This is a genomic window from Streptomyces antibioticus, from assembly GCF_002019855.1.
In the GTDB taxonomy this organism is placed as follows: Bacteria; Actinomycetota; Actinomycetes; order Streptomycetales; family Streptomycetaceae; genus Streptomyces; species Streptomyces antibioticus_B.
In genome coordinates this window covers 6,872,428-6,899,277 of record NZ_CM007717.1, presented here as the reverse complement: position 1 = coordinate 6,899,277, position 26,850 = coordinate 6,872,428, and the positions used below count along the sequence as shown (strand labels likewise).

20 protein-coding genes are annotated in these 26,850 nt (G+C 73.1%); 3 read left to right on the top strand and 17 right to left on the bottom strand.

Going from position 1 to position 26,850, the window contains the following annotated elements:
- Window positions 1-34 precede the first annotated feature (34 nt).
- The 7 genes from AFM16_RS31145 to AFM16_RS31115 form a co-directional block, all read right to left on the bottom strand.
- Entirely contained in the window at window positions 35-520 is a 486-nt protein-coding gene (locus AFM16_RS31145; protein WP_078635757.1) for a methylated-DNA--[protein]-cysteine S-methyltransferase, read from the bottom strand.
- A gap of 10 nt (window positions 521-530) precedes the next feature.
- The gene (locus tag AFM16_RS31140) at window positions 531-2,027 is read right to left on the bottom strand and encodes an AlkA N-terminal domain-containing protein (protein WP_078635755.1); all 1,497 of its coding nucleotides are present in this window, start codon (window positions 2,025-2,027) and stop codon (window positions 531-533) included.
- 86 nt (window positions 2,028-2,113) lie between these two features.
- Window positions 2,114-2,623, bottom strand: coding sequence for a DUF7144 family membrane protein (locus AFM16_RS31135; RefSeq protein WP_078635753.1), 510 nt, complete (start codon window positions 2,621-2,623; stop codon window positions 2,114-2,116).
- Complete coding sequence (locus AFM16_RS31130) at window positions 2,620-3,993, bottom strand: hypothetical protein (protein WP_078635751.1); 1,374 nt, start codon at window positions 3,991-3,993, stop codon at window positions 2,620-2,622. Before AFM16_RS31130 ends, AFM16_RS31135 begins: the two co-directional genes overlap by 4 nt.
- 112 nt (window positions 3,994-4,105) lie before the next feature.
- The gene (gene lpdA, locus AFM16_RS31125) at window positions 4,106-5,518 is read right to left on the bottom strand and encodes a dihydrolipoyl dehydrogenase (protein ID WP_078635749.1); all 1,413 of its coding nucleotides are present in this window, start codon (window positions 5,516-5,518) and stop codon (window positions 4,106-4,108) included.
- A 95-nt stretch (window positions 5,519-5,613) separates the two neighbouring features.
- Window positions 5,614-9,519 (bottom strand): glycoside hydrolase family 2 TIM barrel-domain containing protein, encoded by a 3,906-nt coding sequence (locus AFM16_RS31120; protein ID WP_078635746.1) that lies wholly within the window; start codon window positions 9,517-9,519, stop codon window positions 5,614-5,616.
- A 163-nt stretch (window positions 9,520-9,682) separates the two neighbouring features.
- Window positions 9,683-13,747, bottom strand: coding sequence for a bifunctional nitrate reductase/sulfite reductase flavoprotein subunit alpha (locus tag AFM16_RS31115; protein WP_245178017.1), 4,065 nt, complete (start codon window positions 13,745-13,747; stop codon window positions 9,683-9,685).
- 331 nt (window positions 13,748-14,078) lie between these two features.
- Between AFM16_RS31115 and AFM16_RS31110 the strand changes: the two genes are divergently transcribed.
- The gene (locus AFM16_RS31110; protein ID WP_078635737.1) at window positions 14,079-15,929 is read left to right on the top strand and encodes a M1 family metallopeptidase; all 1,851 of its coding nucleotides are present in this window, start codon (window positions 14,079-14,081) and stop codon (window positions 15,927-15,929) included.
- A 73-nt stretch (window positions 15,930-16,002) separates the two neighbouring features.
- Here the strand turns inward: AFM16_RS31110 and AFM16_RS31105 are convergent, their stop codons facing one another.
- Genes AFM16_RS31105 through paaA form a run of 9 tightly spaced genes read right to left on the bottom strand, consistent with a single transcriptional unit; the run spans window position 16,003 to window position 23,550 of the window.
- Window positions 16,003-17,262: a kynureninase gene (locus AFM16_RS31105; protein WP_078635734.1), complete on the bottom strand. Its 1,260-nt coding sequence runs from the start codon at window positions 17,260-17,262 to the stop codon at window positions 16,003-16,005.
- On the bottom strand, window positions 17,259-18,128 hold the full coding sequence (locus tag AFM16_RS31100) for an alpha/beta hydrolase family protein (protein ID WP_078635732.1): 870 nt from the start codon (window positions 18,126-18,128) through the stop codon (window positions 17,259-17,261). Before AFM16_RS31100 ends, AFM16_RS31105 begins: the two co-directional genes overlap by 4 nt.
- Window positions 18,118-18,966: a tryptophan 2,3-dioxygenase gene (locus tag AFM16_RS31095; protein ID WP_078635730.1), complete on the bottom strand. Its 849-nt coding sequence runs from the start codon at window positions 18,964-18,966 to the stop codon at window positions 18,118-18,120. Before AFM16_RS31095 ends, AFM16_RS31100 begins: the two co-directional genes overlap by 11 nt.
- Before the next feature lie 51 nt (window positions 18,967-19,017).
- Entirely contained in the window at window positions 19,018-19,797 is a 780-nt protein-coding gene (locus AFM16_RS31090; protein ID WP_078635728.1) for an SDR family oxidoreductase, read from the bottom strand.
- A 24-nt stretch (window positions 19,798-19,821) separates the two neighbouring features.
- Window positions 19,822-20,934, bottom strand: a complete 1,113-nt coding sequence (locus AFM16_RS31085; RefSeq protein WP_078635726.1) for a 2Fe-2S iron-sulfur cluster-binding protein — start codon at window positions 20,932-20,934, stop codon at window positions 19,822-19,824.
- 7 nt (window positions 20,935-20,941) lie between these two features.
- On the bottom strand, window positions 20,942-21,442 hold the full coding sequence (paaD, locus tag AFM16_RS31080) for a 1,2-phenylacetyl-CoA epoxidase subunit PaaD (protein WP_078635724.1): 501 nt from the start codon (window positions 21,440-21,442) through the stop codon (window positions 20,942-20,944).
- Window positions 21,439-22,212, bottom strand: coding sequence for a 1,2-phenylacetyl-CoA epoxidase subunit PaaC (paaC, locus tag AFM16_RS31075; RefSeq protein ID WP_245177843.1), 774 nt, complete (start codon window positions 22,210-22,212; stop codon window positions 21,439-21,441). Before paaC ends, paaD begins: the two co-directional genes overlap by 4 nt.
- Entirely contained in the window at window positions 22,199-22,540 is a 342-nt protein-coding gene (paaB, locus tag AFM16_RS31070) for a 1,2-phenylacetyl-CoA epoxidase subunit PaaB (RefSeq protein ID WP_030789053.1), read from the bottom strand. The genes paaC and paaB overlap by 14 nt, the downstream gene beginning before the upstream one ends.
- A complete protein-coding gene (paaA, locus tag AFM16_RS31065) occupies window positions 22,537-23,550 on the bottom strand; it encodes a 1,2-phenylacetyl-CoA epoxidase subunit PaaA (protein ID WP_030789050.1) in 1,014 nt (337 codons plus the stop codon). The genes paaB and paaA overlap by 4 nt, the downstream gene beginning before the upstream one ends.
- A 230-nt stretch (window positions 23,551-23,780) precedes the next feature.
- On the opposite strand from paaA, the gene AFM16_RS31060 reads away from it, so the two are divergent.
- Entirely contained in the window at window positions 23,781-24,029 is a 249-nt protein-coding gene (locus AFM16_RS31060; RefSeq protein WP_030789047.1) for an acyl carrier protein, read from the top strand.
- On the top strand, window positions 24,029-25,513 hold the full coding sequence (locus AFM16_RS31055; RefSeq protein ID WP_078635720.1) for a class I adenylate-forming enzyme family protein: 1,485 nt from the start codon (window positions 24,029-24,031) through the stop codon (window positions 25,511-25,513). Before AFM16_RS31060 ends, AFM16_RS31055 begins: the two co-directional genes overlap by 1 nt.
- A gap of 82 nt (window positions 25,514-25,595) precedes the next feature.
- On the opposite strand, the gene ccrA is transcribed toward AFM16_RS31055, so the two are convergent.
- Window positions 25,596-26,825: a crotonyl-CoA carboxylase/reductase gene (gene ccrA / locus AFM16_RS31050; RefSeq protein WP_078637147.1), complete on the bottom strand. Its 1,230-nt coding sequence runs from the start codon at window positions 26,823-26,825 to the stop codon at window positions 25,596-25,598.
- Window positions 26,826-26,850 lie beyond the last annotated feature (25 nt).

Below are 26,850 nucleotides of genomic sequence, written 5' to 3'. Positions count from 1 at the left end.
TGGGGGCTCGCGTTTTAGGGCTCCGGGGTCTGAACTAGAAGAGCGCCGCTCCCGTTTCGTGGGTCAGGAGGCGGCGTTTGCGGGGGAGGCCGCCGCCGTAGCCGGTGAGGTTGCCGTCGGCGCCGACGACGCGGTGGCAGGGGACGATGATGCCGATGGGGTTGCGGCCGTTGGCGAGGCCCACCGCGCGGGCGGCGCCCGGGGTGCCGAGGGTGGCGGCGAGGGCGCCGTACGTGCGGGTCTCGCCGTAGGGGATTCTGCGGAGTTCGGCCCAGACCCTTTGCTGGAAGGGGGTGCCGTGCAGACGCAGCGGGACGGTGAACTCCTTGAGGTCGGCGGCGAAGTAGGCGGCTAGCTGTTCCTCGGTCTCCGTGAAGAGGGTGTCGTCGCGGGAACCGAAGGTCTCCTGGGGCGGGCGGTGGCGCTGGTCGGTCATGTAGAGGCCGCACAGGACGCCGTCGTCGTCGGCGACGAGGGTGAGCGGGCCGTACGGGCTGTCGATGACGGTGTGGTGTCTCACGCGGGTTTCCTTACGCGGGGAGGAAGTTGATGGGGTGGCTGTCGGTGGCCCACAGGTACTGGACCGCGTAGGCGCGCCAGGGGCGCCAGGCGGCCGCGCGGGCGGTGAGGGCCGCCGGGGTGGCGGGGAGGCCCAACTCGCTTGCGGCGCGCCGGACTCCGAGGTCGGTGGGGAGGAAGGCGTCGGGGTCGCCGAGGGCGCGCATCGCGATGACGTCGACGGTCCAGGGGCCGAAGCCGGGGAGGGCGAGGAGTCGGGCGCGGGTCTCCGTCCAGTCGCTGTCGACGTCCAAGTGCAGCTCGCCTGAGGCCAGTTGGTTCGTGAGCGTGGTGAACGTGGCCTGGCGGGTGCGGGGCATCGGCAGGGTCTCGGGGTTCACCGCCGCCAGCGCCTCGGGGGTGGGGAAGAGGTGGGTGAGGCCGCCCTCCGGGTCGTCCACCGGGTCGCCGTACGCCGTGACCAGGCGGGCCGCGTGGGTGCGGGCCGCCGCGGTGGAGACCTGCTGGCCGAGGACGGCGCGGACGGCGAACTCGGCCTCGTCGACCGTGCGCGGCACCCGGCGTCCCGGGGCCTTGTCGACCAGCGGCGCGAGCAGCGGGTCCGTGCGCAACTGGTCGTCCACGGCGACCGGATCGGCGTCCAGGTCGAGCATCCGCCGGCAGCGGCTGATGGCGACGGTGAGATCGCGCGGGTCGGTGAGGGTGAGGCGGCAGCCGATGTGGTCGGGGTGCGGGGTGAGGGCCACGACACCGTGCCCGTGGGGCAGGCGCAGGGTGCGCCGGAAGGAGCCGTCGCGCCATTCCTCCACGCCCGGTACGCCGGTCGCCGCGAGGTGTCCGAAGAGGTTGTCGGGGTTGAGCGGGGCGCGGAAGGGGAGGCGGAGGGCGAGGGTGCCCGGGGTCGCGAGGCCGGCCGGTCCGGCGCCGCCGCGGCCGGGCACGCGGGCGCGCAGTTCGGTCGGGGAGAGCGCGAAGACCTCCCGCACGGTGTCGTTGAAGGCGCGGACGGAGGCGAAGCCGGCGGCGAACGCCACGTCCGCCATGGGCAGTCCGGTGGTCTCGATGAGCAGCCGGGCCGTCTGCGCGCGCTGGGCGCGGGCCAGCGCGAGGGGTCCGGCGCCGAGTTCGGCGAGGAGCTGGCGTTCGATCTGGCGGGTGCTGTAGCCGAGGCGGACGGCGAGGCCCGTGACGCCGTCCCGGTCCACGACCCCGTCGGCGATCAGCCGCATCGCGCGGGCCACGAGGTCGGCGCGCTGGTTCCACTCGGGGGAGCCGGGGCTGGTGTCCGGGCGGCAGCGCTTGCATGCGCGGAAGCCGGCCTGCTGGCAGGCGGCCGCGCTGGGCAGGAAGGTCATGTTCTCCGGCTTGGGCGGTACCACCGGGCAGCTCGGCCGGCAGTAGATGCCGGTGGTCGTGACCGCGGTGAAGAACCAGCCGTCGAACCGCGCGTCCTTGGAGCGGACGGCGCGTACACAGCGGTCCCGGTCGGTGTGCATCCCGTTCTGCATGCGTCCAGCATCGGGGACCGGACCGGTCCGGCGCTGGCAGGAATCCGACATGGACCTTCGCCGGCCTGCACCGCTCCCCCGTCAGGTCACGGGGGTTCCTGGCGGGCCACCAGCGCGCAGATCACGAAGGCGTCGATCGCCATGACGGTGACCGACCACAGCGGCCGGTGCGGGAGGAACAGAAACTGGGTGACCAGGCTGAGGGCGGCGAGGAAGACGGCCGGGTAGCGGGCCCAGGCCGCGTCCTTGAGGAGGCCCGCCCCGGCGCCGGCGGCGAGGACGCCGAGGACCACGTGGATCCAGCCCCAGGCGGTCAGGTCGACGTCGTAAGCGGAGGAGCCGGTCCGGGGGTAGCCGCCGCCGTTCGCCGTCAGGGCCGGGATGCCCTGGAGCACGGCGAGGACGCCGCCGCACAGCATCAGCGTCCCGGCGAAGGCGACACCACCGGCGAGCCGGGCGTCCCGGGCCCGACGGGTGTCCTGCGGGGCCGGTGCGGCGCGGCGCGGGCCGCCGGGCGGGGCGGACCAGGCGCTGCCGATGTCGCCCTGCGGGGCGCGGTGCGGGTCGCCGGACGGCGAGGCGCCGGGTGGGGTCATACGGGGGTCTCCTTCGTGGACGCGTGGCCCGGCGGACCGCCGGTCACCGTGTCGTCCGCCGCCAGGAAGTCGGCCACGCTCAGCGCGAACAGCAGGGTGAGCGCCAGCCCGATGACGACCCAGCCGGTCGGGTACGGCCACAGGAGGTAGGTCAGGACGGTCGCCCCGACCAGGGTCCAGGTGATCCACGGCCGGAAGCGGCGGACGAACGGCCCGACCGGACCGGTGCGCAGCCCCGCGTGTCCCGCGGCGGCGCGGACCGCGGCGATGCCGGAGTGCCACAGATGCCGGACAAGACCGGCCGCGCGGCCGGGCCCGGTGAGCCAGGCGGCCACGGCCACCGTCACCCCGAGCGCGACCACGACCCGCACGCTGGTGCGCAGGAAGCGGGTCAGCGTGTCGTAGACGGCCCCGGCGGCGGGCTGGGAGACACCGGCCGGGAGGGCGTCGAGGTAGACGACCCGGAACACGCTGAGGGCGACGCCGAGCAGCAGGGTGGTGACGGCGAAGGCGAGCGCGGAGACGATCAGGGCGCGGCGGCGCCGGCCGGCGAGCAGGACGCCCGCCGCGACCAGCAGGACCGCCACGACGGGCAGCCAGAGCCCGGCCAGCTTCAGGAGGCGCACATAGGTGCGGATCCGGCCGATGTCGTCGGAGCGGACGAGGGTGAAGTCGGTGTGCAGGGTGGGGATGCGGCGGGCGACCGTCAGACCGTCGTCGGCGAGGCGCTCCTTGACGTCCTCGACGACCGGGGCGAGGTCGAGCGTGACGCTGTCCTTCTCCAGTCTGACGGCGCCGTCCCCGCTGCCGGTGAGCGCCTTGTCCAGGGTGTCATGGACGCGCCGGTTGGCGTCGGCCCAGATCCGTTCGAAGGCCGCCGAGGCGACGACCGCCCGCGCCTTGTCGTGGACGAAGCTGCGGACCGCGTCCTGAAGGGGCTCGCCCAGCGCGCCGAGCGCCTGTTCCAGCAGCGGCCGCCGGTCCGGGGCCGCGCTCTGGAGCAGGACCGGCAGGTCGAGCCGGGCCACGACGGCGTCGGAGACGGCGTCCGCGACGGCGTTCTGGACGTCCGGGTCGGAGGCCAGGGGGCGGACGGTGTCGACATAGCGGCCGGTGTCCCCGACCAGTTCGGCGCTCCAGGCGGCGACGACGCTCAGCGGGGCCAGCAGACAGCCGAGGACGACGAGGACCACCGCGAGCACGGAGCGCGCCCGGTGCCGGGCGGGCCCCTCAGTGGGGGCGGCGGTGGGGAGTGCGGCGCGGACCGTGTCCAGGTCCGTCTCCAGCGCCGCGACCCGGGCGCGCAGCAGCCGCAGTTCCTCCGGGTCGACGGCGTCCCCGGGGCCGGAGGGCGCACCGCTGTCCGGCATGGCGCGCTCCCTCGTCCGTCGCTCGCGTCCTGTGGCTGCTGCCAGGACATCGCGGGCGCCTTGGGACGGCGAGCGCGGCGGGGCCGTCCGGGTGAGCGGCCCCGCCGTCGGCTCACATGTTGATCATGTGGCCGGCCAGTCCGTGCACCGCCTCCTTGACGGCCTCGCCCAGGGTCGGGTGGGCGTGGACGTTGCGGGCGACCTCGTGGACGGTGAGGTCCCACTGCTGGGCCAGGGTCAGCTCCGGGAGGAGTTCGGTGACGTCGGGGCCGATGAGATGGCCGCCGAGCAGCTCGCCGTACTTGGCGTCGCTGATGAGCTTGACGAAGCCGGTGGTGTCGCCGAGGCCGTGCGCCTTGCCGTTGGCGGTGAAGGGGAACTTCGCCACCTTGACGTCGTGTCCGAGGTCGCGGGCCTGGGCCTCGGTGTAGCCGAAGCTGGCGATCTGCGGCTGGCAGTAGGTGGCGCGCGGGATCATCGCGTAGTCGAGTTCCATCGTCTCGGCGTCGGCGAGGGTCTCGGCGGCGATCACCCCCATGGCCTCGGCGGTGTGCGCGAGCATCAGCTTGGCGGTGACGTCGCCGATGGCGTAGAGGTGCGGGACGGACGTACGGCAGTGGCCGTCGACGTCGATCGCGCCCCGGTCGGTGACCTTGACGCCGGTGTTCTCCAGGCCGTAGCCGGTGACGTTCGGGGCGAAGCCGATGGCCTGGAGGACCTTGTCGGCCTCCAGGACCCGCTGGGCGCCGTCCTTGCCGGTGACGGTGACGCGGACCTGCGGGCCGGACTCGTCGATGGCGTCGACGCGGGTGGAGGTGAGCACGTCGATGCCCAGCTTGCGGTACTGGCGGGCGAGTTCGGCGGAGACCTCGGCGTCCTCCAGCGGGGCCATCCGGTCCAGGAACTCGACGACGGTGACCTTGACGCCGTAGTTGTGCAGGACGTAGGCGAACTCGATGCCGATGGCGCCGGCGCCCGCGATGACGATCGACTGCGGGAGGTCCTCGGCGAGGATCTGCTCCTCGTAGGTGACCACGCGCGCGCTGCGCTTGGTGCCGGGGAGCAGCTTGGGGGTGGCGCCGGTGGCGATGATGCAGTGGCCGAAGCCGATGGTGCGGGTGTTGCCGTCGTAGTCGCGCACCTGGAGGGTGTGCGCGTCGAGGAAGGTGCCGCGCCCGTCCAGCTCGGTGATCTTGTTCTTCTTCATCAGGTAGTGGACGCCCTTGACGCGTCCGTCGGCGACCTTGCGGCTGCGGCGGTACGCCTCGCCGTAGTCGAAGGTGACCTGGCCGTCGGCCCTGATGCCGAAGGTCTTCGCCTCGCGGGTGAAGATGTGCGCCAGCTCGGCGTTGCGCAGCAGGGCCTTGGTGGGGATGCAGCCCACGTTGAGACAGACCCCGCCCCAGTACTTCTCCTCGACGACCGCGACGCTCTTGCCAAGCTGGGCGGCGCGGACCGCGGCGACGTAGCCGCCGGGTCCGGCGCCGAGGACCACGACGTCGAAGCGTTCGTCCTGCTCGACCATGGAAGGTTCCTTTTCCGTGGAGTGCGCAGTGTCCGTGGTGCGCTGTGTCCGTGGAGTGCGCTGTCGGTGGTGCTTCGTTCCCTGCCGATTCTTTCCTAGTCGGTCGCCGTGGGCCGCCGGGAGAGCCGCATGGCGTCGTCGGCGTCCGCGAGCGGGCGCAGCCGGTAGGTGTACGCGTAGTCGCGGTCGGCGAACAGCTTGTACTCGTCGTGGGTGTGCGCGCCCCAACTGTTGTCGCCGCCGACGCCCATCTGCCGGTGGTTGACGCGCAGCACGACCTCGGGGCGTGGGGTGAGCTGGTAGGCGTGGCGGGCGCCCACGGAGAGGTCCTCGGGGGTGTGGTGCGAGGCGTTGACCTCCAGGAGCGGTTCGCCCGAGACGAGCAGTCCGCTGCCGTCGGGGCCGGTGAGCGCGATCCAGCGGATGTCGGTCCTGTTGCCGTTCTCCTGCGGGCGCAGATAGGGCGTGCCCTGTCCGGTGACGGTCCCGGAGTACAGGCCCACGTCGGTGGCGTTGTTGCGGTCCCAGTGGTTCTCCTCGGGGCCGCGGCCGTAGTAGCGCAGGTTCTCCAGCCGTCCGGGCAGGGTCAGCAGGGTGCCGACCTCGGGGATGTACGGCAGGGAGGGGGCGCCCGGGCGCAGGGTGTTGTCGACCTTGATCTCGCCGTTGCCGAACACGGTGTAGGTGGTGGTGTACGCCGATGCCGTGGTCGTGGGCAGGGTGCCGGTGACCTCGATCTCGACGGCGCGGTCGCGCAGCGCGCGCACGGTCACGGAGCGCACCTCGCGGCGGGCGCCGGCGTCGCGCCAGGTCTGGTTGCGGGTGTGCTGGCCGTTGCCGAGGTCGTTGTCGGTGGGGGCGCGCCAGAAGTTGGGGACCGGTCCGGAGGAGATCAGGTCGGCGCCGCGGGACCGGTAGGAGGTGATGAGGCCGGTCCTCCGGTCGACGGTGAGTGTGAAGTCGCGGCCGGTGACGGTGATGGTGGTGCCGGTGTCGGTGTGGGTGAGCGCGGGGACGCCGTCCAGCGGGCGGGGGGTGACGGCGGGGCTGCCGGAGGCGACCGGGAGCTGTGTCCTGGCGATCTCGAAGCCTGCCTTCGCCCACCGCGTGGCCTCGCGGGTGGTGAAGGTGAGTTCGAGGAAGTACTCGGCGCCCGGTGCGGGGGCGTCCGGCAGCCGGAAGGGCACGGTGATGTCCTTGCTCGACAGCGGGGCCACGTCGAGCTGGGCGCGGCTGAGCCGGCCGCGCTGGACGGTCCTTCCGTCGGCGACGAGCGCCCAGTGGCCGTCGAACTCGCGCAGGTCGGTGAAGAGGTACTCGTTGGTGAGCGTGACGGCGCCGCCCCGCGCCACCCGCTCCCCGTCGGCGGGGGTGGCGTCGACGGCCTGATAGATCCGCTTGACCTCGGCGGACTTGCCGGTGGGGGTGCGGTCGGCGGTGACGATGCCGTCGCCGGAGAAGGCGCCGTCGTTGGGGTTGTCGTCCCAGTCGCCGCCGTAGGCGAGGAACGTCTCGTCCCGGGGCCGCTTCTCGGTGACGGCGACGGTGGCGGCGTCGAACCAGAAGCGGACGCCGTCGTCGTCGGGGCCCCTGCGCTCGGAGGCCAGTTCGGCGGCGGTCAGGGCGCGGGCGTAGACCCGGGCGCGGCGGATCGTGCCGCTGAACTCGCGGGTCGGGTGGTCGGCGTCGGTGGCGAGGGAGAGCGCGGCGGTGGTGTGGTCGGGGCTCCGGGCGCCGGTCCTGGTGGCCCGGACCGTGCCGTCGACGTGCAGGGTGACGGTGCCCGTGTCCGCGTCGAAGACGCCGGCGACCTGGTGTTCGCGGCCGGTCCAGTCGTCCGGGAGCGGCCACCCGGCGCTGTACCACTGGCCGCCGCCGTGGACGAAGAACTCCAGGGTGCGGCCGGACTGCTTGAGGGCGTACTGGGTGTCGCCCTTGGCGACGATCGGCTGGTGGTAGCCGGCCGGGCCCGGGGTGACCCATGCCTCCAGGGTGAGCGAGCCGGTGAGGTCGAGGCGGGGGTCGCGGGCGAAGACGGTGCCGCCGTGCAGGCCCTCGGAGCGGCTGAAGGTGCCGGCGGGCGCGACGGTCTCGCCGGTCAGCGCGGCGGGCCCGGTCTCGGTGAACAGCCGGCGGGGCGGGGCCGGCCAGCGCAGGGCCTGGTCGGCGAAGTCCCAGATCCAGCCGCCCTGGAGGACGTCGTACCGGCGGACCAGGTCCCAGTACTTCTTGAAGTTGCCGTTGGAGTTGCCCATGCCGTGCGAGTACTCGATCATCACGTACGGCCGGGTGTCGGCGGTGTCCTTCGCCCGGGCCTCGACCCGGGCCGGGGTGTCGTACATCTCGGAGCGGATGTCGCTGATGCCGGGGCGGTCGTCGCCCTCGTACTGGATGACGCGGGTGGTGTCGTAGGAGCGGATCCAGTCGTGCATGGCGGTGAAGGTGCTGCCGCCGCCCGCCTCGTTGCCGAGGGACCAGATGACGACCGAGGCGTGGTTCTTGTCGCGGTGGACCATGTTCTGGGCGCGGGCCACGCAGGCGGCGGTCCACTCGGGGTGGTCGCCGGGGTACTCGGAGCGGATGCCGTGGGTCTCGAGGTTGGTCTCGTCGACGAGGTACAGGCCGTACTCGTCGGCGAGTTCGAGCCACCGCGGGTTGTTGGGGTAGTGCGAGGTGCGGACGGTGTTGATGTTCAGCCGCTTGATGAGCGTGATGTCCTCGACCATGTCGGCGTGCGTGAGCGCGGTGCCGCGCACCGGGTGCATCTCGTGCCGGTTGGTGCCGCGCAGCGAGACGGGCCGGCCGTTGACGCGCATGAGGCCGTCGCGCAGTGCGAAGGAGCGCAGGCCGACCCGGTGGGAGAGGGTCTCGGTCACCTTCCCCGCCGGGTCGCGCAGCCGGAGGACGGCGGTGTAGAGGTTCGGGTGTTCGGCCGACCACAGCCGGGGCCGGGGCACGGCCTTCGCGGCCCGTACGGTCTTCTCCTCGCCGGCGCCGAGCGTGACCGTCTGGACGAGGGGTCTGGGCCACACCGGATGCCCGTCGGCGTCGTGGAGCTGGGTCTCCACGGTGTACCGGCCGGCGCCCCGGCCGCCGTAGTCCCGCACGCTCGCCGTGACCGCCAGCTCGGCCTGCGTGTGGTCGTCGCTGAGCGGGGTCTCCAGCCGGAAGTCCCGCAGATGGACGGCCGGGGTGGAGAACAGGTAGACCGAGCGGAAGATGCCGCTCAGCCGGATCATGTCCTGGTCCTCCAGCCAGTCGCCGTCGGAGTAGCGGTAGACCTCGACGGCGATCTGGTTGACGCCCTCCCTGAGGTGCGGGGTGATGTCGTACTCGGCCGGGTCGTAGGAATCCTCGTGGTAGCCGACCAACTCGCCGTTGATCCACACGTAGTGGGCCGACTTGACGCCTTCGAAGTGCAGGAAGGTCCGCCGGCCGGCCCAGTCGCGCGGGACGGTGAAGGTGCGCCGGTACTGGCCGACGGGGTTGTAGCGGGTCGGGGCGGCCGGCGGGCGGGCCTCCTCGCCGAGGCCGTTGGCGCCCCACCAGGGGTAGGTGATGTTGATGTAGATCGGCCGGTCGTGTCCGTGGAGCTGCCAGACGGACGGCACCGGGATGGTGTCCCAGCCGCTGTCGTCGAGGTCGGTGCGGTGGAAGTCGGCGTCCCGGTCGTCGGGGCGGTCGGCGTACGCGAACTTCCAGGTGCCGTCGAGGTCGAGCCGGTACGGGGAGCGGGTGCGGTCGGCGGCGAGGGCCTGGCCGAGGGTGCCGTACGGCATCAGGGTGGTGTGCGCGGGCTCGGTGCCGAGGCGGAAGACGTCGAGCCGGCCGTTCCACTCGGGGGTGCCGTCGGCCGCGGCGGCCGGCCGGGTGCCGGCGGCGCCGGACAGGGCGAGCGCGCCGAGGACGGCGGTGGATCCTTCGAGGAGACGACGGCGGCTGACGACCACCCGCTGGGGGCGGTCCGGCCGGTCCATGGGCGACACGTGCGGGTGCGACATGACCACGACCTTCCTCGGGGGGAACCGTGCGGCTGCACGGACGGAGGGTGCGTCAGATCTTGTCGGATAGTGTTGATAAACCGAACAGTGGCGCGCCGCGATGGCCAAAATTCAACTCACTTCGGCGGAACGCGACTTGGCGGCCCCCCGCCTGCCCCTGTGCTCAGTACACGTCCCGCACGTACCGCTTGTCGGCCGCGAGCTGTTTGACGTAGGCCGCCGCCTCCGGCTCGGCGAGGCCGCCGTGCACGACGGCGACCTCCCGCAGCGCCCGGTCGACGTCCTTGGCCATGCGGGAGGCGTCGCCGCAGACGTAGAAGTGGGCGCCGTCCCGGAGCCAGGACCAGAGCTGGGAGCCGTGCTCGCGCATCCGGTCCTGGACGTAGACCTTGGCGCGCTGGTCGCGGGAGAACGCGGTGTCGAGCCGGGTCAGGGTGCCGTCGGCGCCCAGTTCGGTGAGTTCCCGCTCGTAGTAGTGGTCGGTGGCCCGGCGCTGTTCGCCGAAGAACAGCCAGTTGGGCGCCCGGTGGCCGCGGGCCCGGCGCTCCTCCAGGAAGCCGACGAAGGGCGCCACACCGGTGCCGGGGCCGACCATCACCATGGGGGTGGCGGGGTCGGCGGGCGGCCGGAAGTGCGGGGCGCGCTGGACGTGCACGGGCACCTCGGTGTCCGGGGCGGCGTCCGCGAGGAACGGCGAGCAGACGCCCTGGCGGGGCCGGCCGGCCAGGTTCTCGTAGCGCACCACGGAGACGGTGAGCGAGACGAGGTGGGGGTCCGTCAGCGGGCTGGAGGATATGGAGTACAGCCGCGGCTGGAGCCGGCCGAGCACCTCGGCCCACTCCTCGGCGGCGGCCCGGATCCCGAACTCGGCGGCCACGTCGACGGCCTGCCGCCCCCAGGACCACTTCGCCAGCTCGCCCTTGTTGTCGGGGCGCAGCAGTTTGCGCAGCTCGCGCGGGTCGCGGGTGCGTTCGGCGGTGAAGCGCAGCAGGGCCGGGGTGACCCGGGTGATGTCGAGGTGCCGCAGCAGCGCCTCACCGAAGGGCACCTCACCGGCGGCGCCGACCGGCACCGGGGTGCGCGCGTCGAGTCCGGTGACGGCCAGCCACTCCGCCACCAGGTCCGGGGAGTTGAGGGGCCGCACGCCGAGCGCGTCGCCCGCCTCGTACTCCAGCGGGGTGTCGCTGTCGCGGGTGTCGAAGGTGAAGCGCCGGACCTCCTTGCCGGAACCGGGGAGGCTCAGCAGCCGGTTGCCGGTGAGGCGGGCGGTGACGGGGGCGGGGCGCTTCGGGCGGGACGGGGCGAGGGCCGGGGCCGTGACCGGGGCCGGTGCCGGGGCCTGCGCCGGGGCCGGGGCCGGTGCCGGGGGCTGGAGGTCGGTGCCTTCCTTGAGGGCGGTCAGCACCTGGTCGAGCCATGCCTCGGCCTGCGGCTCGTAGTCCGGTTCGCAGTCGGTGCGGGGGGCCAGACGGACCGCGCCGAGGGCGTCCATACGGTCGTCCAGGCGCCGTCCGTGCCCGCAGAAGTCGTCGTAGGAGGAGTCGCCGAAGGCCAGGACGGCGTACCGGCGGCCGGTGAGGCGGCCGGTGTCGAGGGCGGCGAGGCCGTCCCAGAAGCCGCTGCCGTTGTCGGGGGCGTCGCCGTCGCCGAAGGTGCTGGTGATCAGCAGCAGGTCGGCGCAGGCGGGCAGGGCGGCGGGGTCGGCCTCGTCCATGGCGACCAGGGAGGCCGCGTGGCCGCCCGCGGTGAGCCGGGCGGCGGTGGTGGCGGCGAACTCCTCGGCGTTGCCGGTCTGCGAGGCCCACAGGATCACCACGCTGCGGGCGGTGGCGCGCTCGGACGCCGCCGGTACGGGGGCCGGGCCGGTGCGGGAGTACATGCCGGCGAGGGTGCCGTTGACCCACAGGGCGTGCTCGGGGCTGAAGGGCGCGTCCGGGGGCAGGACGGGGACGCCGGGGGCGCCGGCCGGGATGCCCGCGAGGAAGCCGACGAGGTACTGGCGCTCGGGTTCGGTGAGCACCGGCGGCGGGGCGGGGGCCAGCCCGAAGACGGAGGCGGCGGCTGACGCGGCGGCGGGCTGGACGGCGGCGGTCTCCAGGACGGTCGGGGTGACCGCCGTGACGGGCACCGCCGGCTGCACGGCGACCGGCGTGGACACCTTCGTCAGCGACACCGCGCACACCTTCAGCTCGGGCTGGAAGGAGAGCGGGTCGACGGCGTCGCTGGTCACGGCGTTGACGCTGAGGTACTCGCCGAACAGGTCGTTCCAGTGGAACGGCGCGAAGCAGCAGCCGGGCAGCACCCGGTCGGTGACCACGGCGGGCAGCACCGCGCGCCCGCGCCGCGAGGCGACCTCGACCGAGTCACCGTCGGTGACGCCGAGCGCGGCCGCGTCCTCGGGGTGGATCTCGACGAACGGGCCGGGGTCGAGCTTGTTGAGCTTGGCGACCCGGCCGGTCTTGGTCAGGGTGTGCCACTGGTGCTGGAGCCGGCCGGTGTTCAGGACGAACGGGTAGTCGTCGTCCGGCATCTCGGCGGGGTCCAGATGCGGGCGGGCGTGGAAGACGGCCCGGCCGGACGGGGTGGCGAAGGTGAGCGTGCCGTCCGGGTTCACATACCGGATGGGGTTGCGGTCGGGTCCCTCGGCGGTGGCGGCGGGCCACTGGACGGGGGTCTCGCGGAGCCGTTCGTAGCTGACTCCGCGCAGGTCGTAGCCGGTCTGCGGATTGTGGAACCGCTTGATCTCCTCGAAGATCTGCTCCGCGCTGTCGTAGGAGAAGCCGTCCTCGTAGCCCATCGCGCGGGCGACTGCGGCGATCAGACGCCAGTCGGCGGTGGCCTCGCCGGGCGGGTCGACGGCGGGGCGGGCCAGGGTGAGGTTGCGCTCGCTGTTGATCAGGACGCCCTCAGTCTCGGTCCACAGGGCGGCGGGCAGGACGACGTCGGCGTAGGCGTTGGTCTCGGTGTCGGCGAAGACGTCCTGGGCGACGACGAACTCGGCGGCCTCCAGGCCCTCGATGACGGTCCTGCGGTTGGCGACGGAGGCGACCGGGTTGGTGCAGATGATCCAGCACGCCTTGATCTCGCCGTCGGCCATCTTGCGGAACATCTCGACGGTGCCCTTGCCGACGCCGTCGGCGCGGATGGTGCCGGGTTCGAGGCCCCAGATCTCCTCGGTGAGGGCGCGGTCGGCGTCGACCAGCACCGAGCGCTGGCCGGGCAGGCCGGGGCCCATGTAGCCCATCTCGCGTCCACCCATGGCGTTGGGCTGGCCGGTGAGGGAGAACGGGCCGCTGCCGGGGCGGCAGATCTTGCCCGTGGCGAGGTGCAGGTTGATCAGGGCGTTGGTGTTCCAGGTGCCGTGCGTGGACTGGTTGAGGCCCATGGTCCAGCAGCTCGTCCACTCCCCCGCCTCGCCGATCAGCCGGGCCGCCTCGCGCAGATCGGCCTCGGGGACCCCGGTGATCGCGGCGACGGTCGCGGGCGGGTGGTCGGCGAGCAGGTCGGGCATCGCCTCCCAGCCCTCGGTGTACGCGGCGACGAAGTCGGGGTCGGTGTGGCCGTTCTCGTGCAGGAGGTGCAGCAGGCCGTTCAGGAGGGCGAGGTCGGTGCCCGGCGCGAGCTGGAGGAACAGGTCCGCCTTGGCGGCCGTGGCGGTGCGGCGCGGGTCGACGACGATGAGCTTGGCGCCCGCCTTCACCCGGTCCATCATCCGCAGGAACAGGATCGGGTGGCAGTCGGCCATGTTGGAACCGATGACGAGGAAGACGTCGGCCCGGTCGAGGTCCTCGTACGAGCCGGGCGGGCCGTCGGCGCCGAGCGACAGCTTGTAGCCGGTGCCCGCGCTCGCCATGCACAGCCGGGAGTTCGACTCGATCTGGTTGGTGCGCAGATAGCCCTTGGTCAGCTTGTTCGCCAGGTACTGCGCCTCCAGACTCATCTGGCCCGAGACGTAGAGGGCGACGGCGTCGGGGCCGTGCTCGTCCACGATCGCCCGCAGCCGCCGGGCCGTCTCGGCGACCGCCGTGTCCAGCGGGGCGGACTCCGGTTCCTCGCCCCGGTCCGCGCGCACGAGGGCGGTGGTGAGGCGGCCGGGCGCGGCGAGCATGTCGGCGGTGGTGGCGCCCTTGGTGCAGAGCCGGCCGCGGTTCGCGGGGTGCCGCTTGTCCCCGGACGCCTTCAGGACCGTACGGCGTCCGTCGGGTCCGCTGCCGATGTCGAGGACCATGCCGCAGCCGACACCGCAGTACGAGCAGACCGTGCGCACCTGGGCCACGGGCGACTCCCCTTCGTTCTGACGTCGTTCGTTCCGACTTCGTTTCGGTGATCGGCCTGATGAGAGCCACTGTGACCGTACGAAGTGTGCATTACGCAGGTGTCTCCCGGACCGGCCGTCGGGGGTTAAGCGCCCCGCACAGCGGCAGGGGGGCGGGTGTGAGTCCTTTGCCATCTTTGGATGGCATGACCGCGTCAAAGCTGTCAGGCTTCCGGCAGCCGTCGCTCCACCGTCAGGACAGTCACCGCGCGGCCCGGGATCCCGGCCGCCGGAAAGGAGCCACGTGAGACCCACGCCCCGCAGGGCCCTCGCCGCGACCGTGCTCGCGCTCGCCGCCACGGCCGCCCTGTCCCTCCCCGCCCCGCCGTCCGAGGCGGCCACCGCACCGGAAGCCGTCTGCACCCCCACCCAGGCCGTCGCCAACGGCGGCTTCGAGAGCGGCGCCGCCTCCTGGACCGCCTCCTCGGCGTCCCTGATCACCACCCGCGCCGGGCAGAGCGCGCACGGCGGCACCGGCTACGCCTGGCTGGGCGGCACCGGCTCCACCCACACCGACACGCTCACCCAGAGCGTGACCGTGCCCTCCGGCTGCGCCCGCGCCACCCTCTCCTTCTGGCTGCACATCGACACCGCCGAGACGACGAGCTCCACGGCGTACGACAAGCTCACGGCGAAGATCGGCTCGACGACCCTCGCGACGTACTCCAACCTCGACAAGAACACCGGGTACGCGCGGAAGTCCTTCGACGTGTCGGCGTTCGCCGGTCAGACCGTCACGCTCGCCCTCACCGGCACCGAGGACTCCAGCCTCCGCACGAACTTCGTCCTGGACGACATCGCCCTGGCCACCGAGGACGTCACGACCCCGCCCGCGGACGGCACCCGGACGCCGATCGCACCGTCGTACACCGTCTCCCTCAGCAGCGACACCACCGGCACGGTGTGGACCGGGCATCAGAGCGCGACCTTCACCAACGCCTCCGCGACCCCGCTCGCCGAGGTCTATCTGCGGCTGTGGGACAACTACCACGGCACCTGCTCCGCGCCGCCGATCACGGTCACGGGCGTCACCGGCGGGACGGCGGGCGCGCTCTCGGTCTCCTGCACGGCGCTGCCGATCACCCTGGCCACGCCCCTCGCCCAGGGGCAGAGCGCCACGATCGGCTTCGACCTCGGCATATCCGTGCCCAGCGGCGCCGACCGGTTCGGCCACGACGGTGCCTTCAGCTTCATCGGCAACGCGCTGCCCGTGCTGGCGGTGAAGGACGGCGCGGGCTGGCATCTGGACCCGTACACCAACAACGGCGAGTCGTTCTACTCGCTGGCCGCCGACTTCCGGGTCACCCTCGACCATCCGAGCGGCCTGCTGGTCCCGGCCACCGGCACCTCGGTCGACACCCCCGGCTCCAGCGGCCGCACGGTCACCACCGCGACCGCCACCCAGGTGCGCGACTTCGCCTGGGCGGCCGGGCCGTTCAGCAAGATCTCCGGCACCTCGGCGGCCGGAACCCCGGTCAACGTCTACTCCGTCACCGGGATCAGCTCCTCCAGCGCCCAGTCGATGCTGACCACCGCCCGCACCGCCGTCGACGCCCACGCCTCCCGCTTCGGCGCCTATCCGTACGGCGAGCTGGACGCCGTCATCGACAACAACTTCTGGTTCGGCGGCATGGAGTACCCCGGGTTCGTCCTCGACCTGGTCAGCACCACCGCGCTCACCCATGAGATCGGCCACCAGTGGTGGTACGGCATCGTCGGCGACGACGAGTACACGAGCCCCTGGCTGGACGAGTCGTTCACCGACTACGCCACCGACCTGGCGCTCGGCAAGACCGGCGCCAACTGCTGGAACAGCGTGTCCTGGGCGTCGTCCGCCGAGAAGATCACCAACTCGATGGCCTACTGGGACACGCACTCCTCCCGCTACTCCACCGTCGTCTACGGCTACGGCAAGTGCGCCCTGCACGACCTGCGGCGGCTGATCGGCGACACCGCCATGGCCAAGCTGCTGAAGGACTACGCCACTTCGCACTGGTACGGCGTCTCGACCACGGCCGAGTTCAAGGCGGCCGCGCAGGCCGCCACGACGACGGACCTGACGTCGTTCTGGACGACGCACCGTATCGAGGGCTGAACGGGCCTGCCGGGCGGCACGGTTGGCGCCGTGCCGCCCGGTCCGGACCGTCCACCTGGTCCAGCCGCCCGGCTCAGGTCACGGCGTTCCGCTCGGGAGCCGGATCGTAGGCGCCCGTCGTCACGATCTCCCGCAGGGAGGTCATCGCGTGCAGCAGGTCAGCGTGCGAGAGATGGAGCGCGTTGACGCCGAAGCGCAGCAGATCGGGGGCGCGCATGTCGCCGACGATCCCCCGGGCGGCGAGCGCCCGCACCAGACCGTAGGCGTGCGGGTGGCGCAACGACACCTGGCTGCCCCGGCGTTCGGGCTCGGCCGGGGTGACCGGCTCGAAGCCGAGGCCGTCCAGCAGGGTGCCGGCGCAGTGCAGCAGGAAGCCGGTCAGGGACAGGCTCCTGGCGCGCACCTGGTCCAGGTCGAGTCCGTCGAAAACGGTGAGCGCGGCCTCCAGGCAGAGCAGGGAGAGCATCGGGGGCGTGCCGACACGGCCCCGCGCGATCCCGGGGGCCGGGGTGTAGGTGTCGTGCAGTCCGAACGGGTCGGCGTGCCCGGTCCAGCCGGTCAGGGCGGGACTCCAGTGCTCGTGGTGGCGTTCGGCGACGTAGAGGAAGGCGGGGGCGCCGGGGCCGCCGTTGAGGAACTTGTAACCGCAGCCGACGGCGAAGTCCACGCCCAGCGCGTCGAGTCGGACCGGCATCGCGCCGGCCGCGTGGCACAGGTCCCACAGGACGAGCGCGCCGGCGTCGTGCGCGGCGCGGGTGAGCGCGGCCATGTCGTGCAGTTCGCCGGTGCGGTAGTCGACGGGCGAGTAGCCGACGACGGCGACCCGGTCGCCCTCGGCGGCGAGCAGTTCCCCCAGGTCGGCGGGGCGCACCCGGCGCGCCTCCAGGCCCTGCCGGGCGGCCACCGAGTCGGTGATGTACCGGTCGGTGGGGAAGTGACCGGGGTCGGTGACCAGCAGGGGGCGTCCGGGGCGCAACGCGGCCGCCGCGCCGAGGGCGTTGTAGAGCTGCACGCTCGTCGAGTCGCCGACTAGGGTCTGCCCGGGGGCGGCGCCGACGATCCGGCCCACCGTGTCGCCGACCCGCAGCGGCGCGTCCCACCAGCCGTGGGTGTTCCAGGAGGCGATGAGGTCGGTGCCCCACTGGCGGCGCAGGACGTCGTCGAGGACGGGCGGGACGGCGGCGGGCAGCGGGCCGAGCGAATTGCCGTCGAGGTAGACGACGTTCGCGGGGAGCAGGAACCGGTTACGGGTGTCCGCGAGGGGGGTGCGGGCGTCCAACTCGACTGCCATGAGGGTCAGTTCGGCGTGTGATGCCGACGGCGCGGTGGTCATGGGTGGGCGGGCTCCTCCGGTCCGGGCTCCTTGGGTGCGGGCTCCGGCCGCCCTGCGGCGCCGGTCCAGGGCGCGGACAGCCGGCGCAGGGTGTCGGCGACCGCGAGGGCGGCCGGGGCGCCCGGCTCGATCAGCGTGTAGTGGCCGGTGCCGGGCAGGACGACGGTCTCCAGGTCCCGGTGCACGGCCGCGTAGTCGGCGAACTGGGTGAGCGGGACCTCCTCGTCCACCTCGCCGTGCAGCAGCACCGTACGGACCCCGGTCGTACCGGCGCCCTTGAGCAGGGTCAGCGGGTCGACGGACGCCATCCGGGTCTCGAACTCCTCCGGGCCGCCCAGGAGTTGCAGCGCGGCGTCGTTGCTGAGCCGGTCCCGGCGGGTGGCGTCGAGGTCGGTCAGCGGGGCCAGGGCGAGGACGGCCGGGGGCAGGCGCGTGGTGTGCCAGGGGGATCCTGCCGGCAGCAGGGCGCGGGCGGCGCACCACAGCGCGAGATGGCCGCCCGAGCAGTGCCCGGCCAGCACGTACGGCCGTCCCTCGGGGAGGGTGTCGACGATCCGGGCGATGTCGTCGAAGGTCTCGGGGTAGCCGCCCGCGCCGCCCGATCTGCGGAAGCCGGGCAGCAGCACGGAGAAGCCCTGCTGTCCCAGGTAGGCGGCGAACGGGGTGAGGTGCATCCGGTCGTAGCGCCAGTAGCCGCCGTGCAGCAGGATCACCAGCGGCGCCGCCGGGTCCTCGGCGGGCCAGGCGTCGTAGGTCTGGTGCGGATGGTCGCCGTAGCGGCCGTGGACGGGGGCCAGGACCGGCCGCAGCGACAGGACCCGGGTCTCCTCCTCGGCGGCGAACGCCGAGATCTCCCTAGATGTCACCGCGCACCGCCCACAGTTCGGGGAAGACCAGCCGGTCCGCGCGGGCCCGGAGGAAGTCCACACCGGACGAGCCCGCGCTGCCGGTCTTGGCGCCCATGGCGCGGCGCACCACCATGACATGGTCGAAGCGCCAGCGGGTGACGCGTTCGGCGATGTCGGTGAGGAGTTCGCCGAGCGCGAGCAGCGGGTGGTGCTGCGGGCCGGTGTAGACCTGCCGCCAGACGGCGACGACCCCGGGGTCCGAGGCGTAGGGCTGTGTGACGTCCCGCTCCCGGACGTGCTCCGGCACGGGCAGGCCCTGCCGGTGCAGATAGCCCAACACCTCGTCGTAGAGCGAGGGTTCGCGGTGCGCGTCGCGCAGCGCCTCGTGGACCGCCGGGTCGCCCCGGTGGGCGCGGACCAGGGCGGCGGACTTCTCGCCGAGCAGGAACTCCATGTGCCGGTACATCGCGGACTGGAAGCCGGACGCCCGGCCGAACGCGGCCCGGAAGCCGTTGAACTGAGCGGGCGTCAGGGCGGCGATGGGCTGCCAGGAGTCCACGAGGGCGCCGACCGCGCGGCGGCTGCGCACCAGGGCGTCGGTGGCGGCGTCCAGGTCGTCCTTGGCGAACGCGTCCCGGGCGGTGCGCCATTCGTGGACGATCAGGGTGAACCAGAGTTCCATCACCTGGGTGGTGACGAGGAAGCCCATCTCGTCGGCGGCCTCGGTCAGCGGCTGCTGGAGGGAGTTGAGGACCGAGGCGTGCACATAGTCGTCGTAGGGGCTCGCGCCGGAAAACGGCTGGACCAGCGGGTCGTCCGGTGACAGGTCCGCGAGCGCGGACGTGCCGTCGTTCATCGATGGCTCCTTGGGGCTTCCACTCCGGAGGGAGAGGGGCGGGGGGCGGGGTCAGAGGCCGAGGTGGACGCCTCCGGTGGCGTCGATCCACTGGCCGGTCACCCAGCGGGCCTCGTCGCTTGCGACGAAGGACACCACGTCGGCGATGTCCGCGGGCGTGCCGAGCCGGTCGAAGACGGAGGCCGCGGCCAGCGCCTGACGGATCTGCGGGTTCTGGAGGGTGGGGTTGATCTCGGTGTCGGTGAAGCCGGGTGCGACCGTGTTCACCGTGATCCCCCGGGGGCCGAGCTGGAGGGCGAGGGAGAGGGTGAGGCTGTCGAGGGCGGCCTTGGTCATCGAGTAGGTGGCGATCGCCGGGTAGGCGATCCGGGTGGCGCCGGAGGAGACGGTGATGATCCGGCCGCCGTCCCGAAGCCGTCCGAGGGCCTGTTGGAGGATGAAGTACGGCGCCTTGGTGTTGACGGCGAAGACGCGGTCGTACTCCTCCTCGGTGACGTGCTCGATGGGCTTGGGCAGGGTGATGCCCGCGTTGTTGACGACGATGTCCACGCCCGGCTCCGCGTCGCGCGCGGCCAGGGCGCGGTCGAAGGCGTCCCAGAGGGCGGCGGCGTCGCCGGGGACGCCCAGTTCGGCGTGGACCGGGAAGGCGCGGCCGCCGGCCGCCTCGATCTCCTTCACCGTGCGCTCGGCGGCGCCGTGGTCGTGCCCGTAGTGCACGGCGACCAGCGCGCCCTCGCGGGCCAGGCGCCCGGCCACGGCCCGGCCGATCCCGCGGCTGCCTCCGGTGACCAGGGCGGTCCTGTCCTGGTGTCGTCCCGTGGTGGTGGTCAAGTGCGTGTCCTTAGCTGTCGGGTGTCAGGCGTCGAAGTCGAGGGTGAGGTCGGGGGTGGCGGGGCGGGCGCGGCAGGCGAGGGTGTAGCCGGCCGCGAGGTCGCGCGGGTCGAGGGCGTGCTGACGGCCCAGCGTCACCTCGCCGGAGACGACGAGGGCACGGCAGCTTCCGCAGACGCCGTCCCGGCAGGCGTACGGCACCTCGGGGCGGGCCCGCAGCACGGGGTCCAGCACCACGCGGTCGCCGGGGGCCATCGTCACGGCGGTGGTCCGGCCACCGATCACCGCGCGCACCCGGGAGGATCCGGGGGCGGGCGCGGAGGGGGCGGGGCCGTGGTCGTCGGGGAGTTCACCGGGCGCGCCGTCGGCGGAGAAGAGTTCCCGGCGGACCGTCCCGGCGGGTGCGCCCCAGGCGGCGAGGGCGGTGCGCACGATCTCGACCAGACCCCACGGCCCGCACAGGCTGAACGTGGTGGCGCGGTCGCCGGGGCGGGCGTCGAGCACCGTGAGCAGCCGCCGCAGCCGGTCCGCGTCGATCCGCCCGGTGAACAGATCGCTCTCCCGGCGCTCGCGCGAGAGGACGTACAGCGCGGTGAAGCGGTCGACGAACGCGTCCTTCAGCTCGGCGAGTTCGTCCGCCAGCAGGGCCGTGCCCGCCGTACGGGCGGCGTGCACCAGGGAGACCCGGCAACCGGGGTCGTCGCGCAGGGCGCCCGCGGCCATGGCGGCCAGCGGGGTGATGCCGCTGCCCCCGGCGATCAGCACATGGTGGGCGCCGGGGATCGGCGGAAGGCCGAACGTCCCGGTGGGCGGGGCGAGTTCGAGGGTGTCGCCGACGGCGAGGGCGGTGCGGGCGTGGGCGCCGAAGCCGTCGGAGGTGGCACGCTGGATGACCAGGCGCAGGGCGTCGGGTGCACCGGGCGGCGGGCACACCGAGTAGGCGCGGCGCAGTTCGCGGCCGGGCCGCCGATGGCGTACGACGACGTGCCGGCCCGGGACGGCCGCGAAGGTGGCGGCAAGGTCCGGGGGCACGTCCAGGGTGACGGCGACGGCGTCCTCGGTCAGCGGCTCCTTGCGCGTGACGGTGAGCGGGTACCAGCCGGTGCGGCGCGGGGAACGGGATGCGGTCGGGTTCATGGGCGCCTCACACCGTGGCCAGGTACGGGAACGTCTCGCGGCAGGACGCGCACACCAGGACCGACTGGCAGCGGGTCGGCCCGAACGGCGAGTGCGGGCGGGTGGCCCGGCTGCCGCAGTTCGGACAGGGTGCGCCGAGGCCGATCCGGACGGATCTCGGGGCGGTGGTCGGGCCGGGCGGGGCGATGCCGTGCTCGGCGAGCGCGCGCCGGCCGTCGGAGGTGATGCGGTCCGTGCTCCAGGCCGGGGTGAGCACCTGGCGGATCCTGCCGTCCGGGTGCCCGCACTCCGCGAGCGTCTCCGCGAGGGCGGCGGCGATCTCGGACAGCGCGGGACAGCCGAGGAAGGTGGGCGTGAACTCGACCTCCATCCGACCGTCCGGCGCCATGAACACGGCGTTCACAACGCCGAGTTGGCCGAGGGTGACGAAGGGCAGCTCGGGATCGGGGACGGCGTCGATCCGGGCGCGCACCTCGTCCACGGCGACGGCGAGCGGTCGGCCGGTCACCAGGTGCCTCCCGGGAACTGCCGCCGCACCGACTGGAGTTCGGCGACCAGCGGGCCGAACTCCTCCCCGTGCAGCCCCTGTCGCCCGCCGCGTGCCTCCCAGCGCGGGACGGGCACGGTCAGTCCGGCGCGCTCGATCACCGCCCCCACCCGCTCGCGCCACACCGGGTGCAGCGTCCGGGGCGACACGGCGGACCCGGCGGCGGACAGCCGTAGCGTCAGGTCGTCCTCGTCGAACAGCTCGGCGGTGTACGGCCATACGGCGTCCAGTCCGGCCCGCATCCGCCGGGCGCTCTCGGCGGTGCCGAGGCCCAGGCGTACGGTCCAGCCGTCGGCGTGCCGCCGGTGGTAGCCGACCTCCTTGGCGGCCCGGGCGGCGCAGGCCGCGAGCCCCGGTTCGGTGCTGTCGGCGAGCGCCTCGTAGAAGAGCACCGCGTAGTGGCTGTAGGCGAGTTGGCGGGCGACGGTGGTCGCGAAGTCGCCGTTGGGGAGCGCGGTGAGGAGCGTGTTGCGGAACTCGCGGTCCGGGCGGCCATAGGCGAGGTCGTCCTCGGTGCGGCCGGTGCCGTCCAGGGTGCCGCTCAGGGTGAGCAGGGCGCGGGCGTGGCCGATCAGGTCGAGGGCGATGTTCGACAGGGCGAGGTCCTCCTCGATCGTCGGCGCCCGGGTGATCCACCGGCACAGGCGCTGGCCGAGGACGAGGGCGTCGTCGCCGAGGCGGAGGGCGAGGAGGGCGAGGTCGTGGGACTCGCGGGTCTCAGTCGTCGGCATCGTGACCGTCATCGTCCTTGTCGTCTCCCCCGGTCATCGGGGCGAAGTGCTCGGGGTAGCGGTAGGGCTTGTGGCGGGCGTTGCTGAAGAAGGGGTCGCGTTCGGCGGGGGACGCGGCGTGCACGTCGGCGGAGCGCACCACCCACAGCGACAGCGGGTCGCCGCGCCGGGTGTAGAGGTCGCGGGCGTGTTCCAGGGCCATGTCGGCGTCGCTCGCGCGGACCGCGCCCACATGCTGGTGGGACAGGCCGCGGCGGGGCCGCAGGAACACCTCCCAGGACGGCGCCGCGCCTTCCCTCTCCGTCTCCCGCTCCCTGCCGCCGCTCACAGCGCGTCCTCCGCCGTCTCCCCGGCGCGGGCGGCGTACGCGGCGGCGGCCTCGCGCACCCAGGCGCCGTCCTGGTGCGCGGCGACCCGGTGCGCGACGCGCCGTCGGGCGGTGTGGGAGTCGTCGGCGAGGGCGCCGCGGTAGGTCTCCCAGTCGACGGGCCCGAAGTCGTAGTGGCCGCGTTCCTCGTTCCAGCGGATGCCGGGGTCGGGGAGGGTGAGGCCGAGGCTGTGCGCCTGGGGCACGCAGTGGTCGACGAAACGCTGGCGGAGTTCGTCGTTGGTGTGGCGTTTGATGCCCCAGGCGATGGCCTGCCGGGACACCTGGGCGCCGAGGGCCGCCGTGCGGGCGTCGGCGCCGCCGGCGAGCGTGTCGGGCGGTCCGAACATCAGCGCCACGGCGGGCAGCCACCAGCGGTCCACCGCGTCCTGGGCCATCTCCCGCTGGGCGGGGGTGCCCTCGCACAGGGCCTTCATCAGGTCGTAGCCCTGCCGGACGTGGAACGCCTCCTCCTGGCAGACCCGGCGCATCGCCCGCGCGTAGGGGCCGTACGACGTCCGGGTCAGCGGCGCCTGGTTGACGACGGCGGCGCCGTCCGTGAGCCAGGCGATGGCACCGGTGTCGGCCCAGGTCAGCGCCGGGTGGTTGAAGGTGGCGGCGTAGCGCTGGCGGCCCTGGTGCAGGGCGTCGAGCAGGTCGGCGCGGTCGGCGCCGAGGGTCTCGGCGGCGGCGTAGAGGTAGAGGCCGTGGCCGGCCTCGTCCTGGACCTTGGCGAGGAGCACGGACTTGCGGTGCAGGGAGGGGGCCCGGGTGAGCCAGGAGCCCTCCGGCTGCATGCCGATGATCTCGGAGTGGGCGTGCTGGGCGATCTGCCGCAGCAGCATGCGGCGGTAGCCGTCGGGCATCCAGTCGCGCGGCTCGACGGTCTCGCCGGCCCGCAGGAGGGCCTCGAAGTGCGCGGTGAGCGCCGCTTCGGAGTCCGTGATCGTCTCGGCCGTCTCCACTGTCACTCCCTCGCCTCGGACCGACCCCGGGGCGGACGGTCCGTGCTCCTGCGGACCTCCCCGGGGCTCTCACCGATACAAGAGGCGGTGGACCCGTCCCGCTATCCCGCCCGCCCGTGGCAAGTCCGCGTGACACATGTCACCCGGCGCGCCGGGGAGTGCGACGCGCCCTCGGCCCCTCTTCCCCTGATGACACGCAAGGACGAGCAGGACGAGATCGAATCGAAGGGGAAGTCATGAGCTCCATCAGGGAGTTGCTGGTCGAACTCACCGGCACGGTCGAGTACGCGGAGACCATCGGCGACGACGTCGACCTGGCGGGCAGCGGGATCGACTCCGGTGACCTGGTGCGGCTGGTGCTGCTGGTCGAACAGCGCACGGGGGTGGAGATCACCGCCGAGGACATGGAGAAGCTCCGGACGATCGGCGACTACGAGCGGTTCGTCTCCGAGCGCGCCGCCGGCGGTGTGTCGGGCGGCGCGTGATGTGGCTGACCCAGCTCCTGGAGCGCAACCGGCAGTGCTTTCCCGCCCGGTTGGCCCTCGTGGACGACCGCCGCTCGGTCACCTGGGCCGAGTTGGACGCCCGTACCGCCGAACTCGCCCGGGGTTTCGGTGAGCTGGGCATCGAGCGCGGTGACCGGGTCGCGGTGCTCTCCCTGGACCGGATCGAGGTGCTGGAGAGCTACTTCGCGCTGGCCCGGCTCGGCGCGGTGTTCGTGCCGCTCAACCACAGCCTCGCGGTGCCGGAGGTGGCCGGGATCATCGAGCGGGTCGGCGCGGTCGCGGTGCTCGGCGAGTCGGCGCTCCTCGACCGGCACACCGAACTGCCCGCCTGTGTACGGATCCGGGTGGCGCTCGACAAGCCGGTCTTCACCGCCCTCGGCACGGTCGCGGCGGACACCGCGCTGCCGGTGATCCCCGACTCGGATCCGGTCGCCGTGCTGCACACCTCGGCGACCACCGGGCAGGCCAAGGGCGTCACCGTGGACGAGGGGTCGTTCCGGGCCATCGCGCTCGGCTGGCTGGCCGTGGCCCGGCCCTCCGACGACATGGTGCTCGTCAACTGCTGCCCGCTGTACCACGGCAGCATGGTCGTCTCCCTGACCTATCTGGCGGCCGGGGCCACGGTGGTCCTGATGCCGGGCTTCACCCCGCAGCGGGCGCTGGCCGCCGTCGAACGGCACCGGGCCACGCACATCTGGCTGGTGCCGCAGATGCTGCGCTTCCTGCTCCAGGCCAAGGCGTCGCACAGCACGGACCTGTCCTCGCTGCGGGAGGTCCTCTACGGCGCCGCGCCGATGCCGCTCGACGTGTACGCCGACGCCGTGGACCGTCTCGGCTGCGGGTTCCGTCAGGTGTACGGCATGACGGAGGTCGGCGGCCCGTTCGTCACCCTGGGTCCTGAGGAGCATCCGGCGCCCGGTGACGCGGGCGCCCGGATCCCGTGCGGCCGGGTGATCCCGGGCATGTCCGCGCGCTCCCTCGGCAAGGACGGCCGGGAGACGGCCCGCGGCGAGGTCGGCGAGATCGTGGTGCGCGGCCCGGGGCTGATGCGCGGGTACTGGAACGACCCGGCGGCCACCGAGGAGGTGACCGTCGACGGCTGGGTGCGCACGGGCGACCTCGGGTTCCTGGACGAGGCGGGGCGGATCCATCTGGTCGACCGCAGCAAGGACCTGATCATCCGGGCGGGGCAGAACGTCTACCCGTCGGAGATCGAGCGGGCCCTGCTGACCCATCCGGCGGTCCGGGACGCGGCGGTCGTCGGCATCCCGGACGAGGACTTCGGGGAGGTGCCGCTCGCGTACGTGGTCGCCGAGGAGGGCACCGAGGCGCGCACGCTGCTCGCCCATCTCGGGGAGAACCTCGCGCCCTACAAGCGGCCCCGGAGCGTGGAGTTCATCGAGCAGGTGCCGCGCAACCCCGCCGGAAAGATCATCAAGAAGCTGCTGCGGGAAGGGAACTGAGGCACGCGAGCGGGATCGGGAGGGGCGGGCGACGCGGTGTCGCCCGCCCCTCCCGTCGTTCACGCGGCCACGCCGACGTCGTTCACGCGGCCGCGTTGACCAGGACCGCCATGTTGCCCGCCGGGTGCCGGTTCTCGTGCAGGAGCTGGTGGGCGAGGCCGATCTCCTCGAAGGCGAACGTCCGTGACAGGCACGGGTCGATCGCACCCTGGTCGATCAGCCGGGTCACCTCGCGCGCCTCGCGCCGGCTGGCCACGTGCGAACCCTGGAGCCGCTTCTGCCGCATCCACAGGAACCGCAGGTCGACATCGCCGTTGTAGCCGGTGGTGCCGCCGCAGATGACGACCATGCCCGCGTTGTCGGCCATGTAGATCGAGGTGGGGATGGTGTCGGCGCCGGAGTGCTCCAGCACGATGCGCGGCGCCCGGCGCTCCCCCAGCACCTCCCAGTAGCGGCGGCCGAAGGCGCGGGCGCCGGACAGCCAGGCGCTCATCGCGGCCTCGTCGTCGGTGTGCGGCAGCCGGCCCCAGTGGTCGAACTCCCGCCGGTCGATCCACCCCTTGGCGCCGAGCCGCATGCAGAACTCGCCGCGTTCCTCGCTGGAGACCACGGCGACCGGGATGCCGCCCGCGTGTTTGACGAGCTGGATGGCGATGCTGCCCAGACCGCCGGCGCCGCCCCAGATGAGGACGGGGTCGCCGGGCCGCACGGTGTGCGGCTGCCAGCCGAACAACTGCCGGTGCGCGGTGGCCGCCGTCGCCATGAAGCAGGCCGCCTCCGCCCAGTTCAGTCGGGCGGGCTTGGGATGCACCATGTAGTCGTCCACGACCGCGAACTGGGCGAAGGAGCCGTAGTTCTCCTCGTAGCCCCACACCCGCAGCGAGGAGGAGGTCACCGGGTCGGCGCCGAGCCGGATGTCCTCGGCCGACTCGTCCCAGCGGCACGCGAGGACGGTCACCTCGTCACCGAGACGCACTCCGCGCGCGCCCTCCCCGACCGCCCAGACGATGCCGGACAGGTCGGAGCCGCCGATGTGGAAGTCCTCGGTGGCCCCCTGCTTCTGCCGGGCGCCGATCACGTCGAGCGGTGAACCCAGCGCCGCCCACACGTTGTTGTAGTTGACGCCGGCCGCCATCACCTTGATCAGGACCTGGCCGGGCAGCAGCGGCGGCACGTCCACCACCTCGGTGCGGAAGGCGCCGATCGGCTCGCCGTAGCGCTCCTGACGGATGAGCGAGGCGTACATCCGCCGGGGTGCCGTACCGAGTTCGGGGGCGTCGCCGAGTTCGTACAGGTCCTTGGTCACGGGCAGTCTCCTGAGCGTCGGTCCGGTGCTG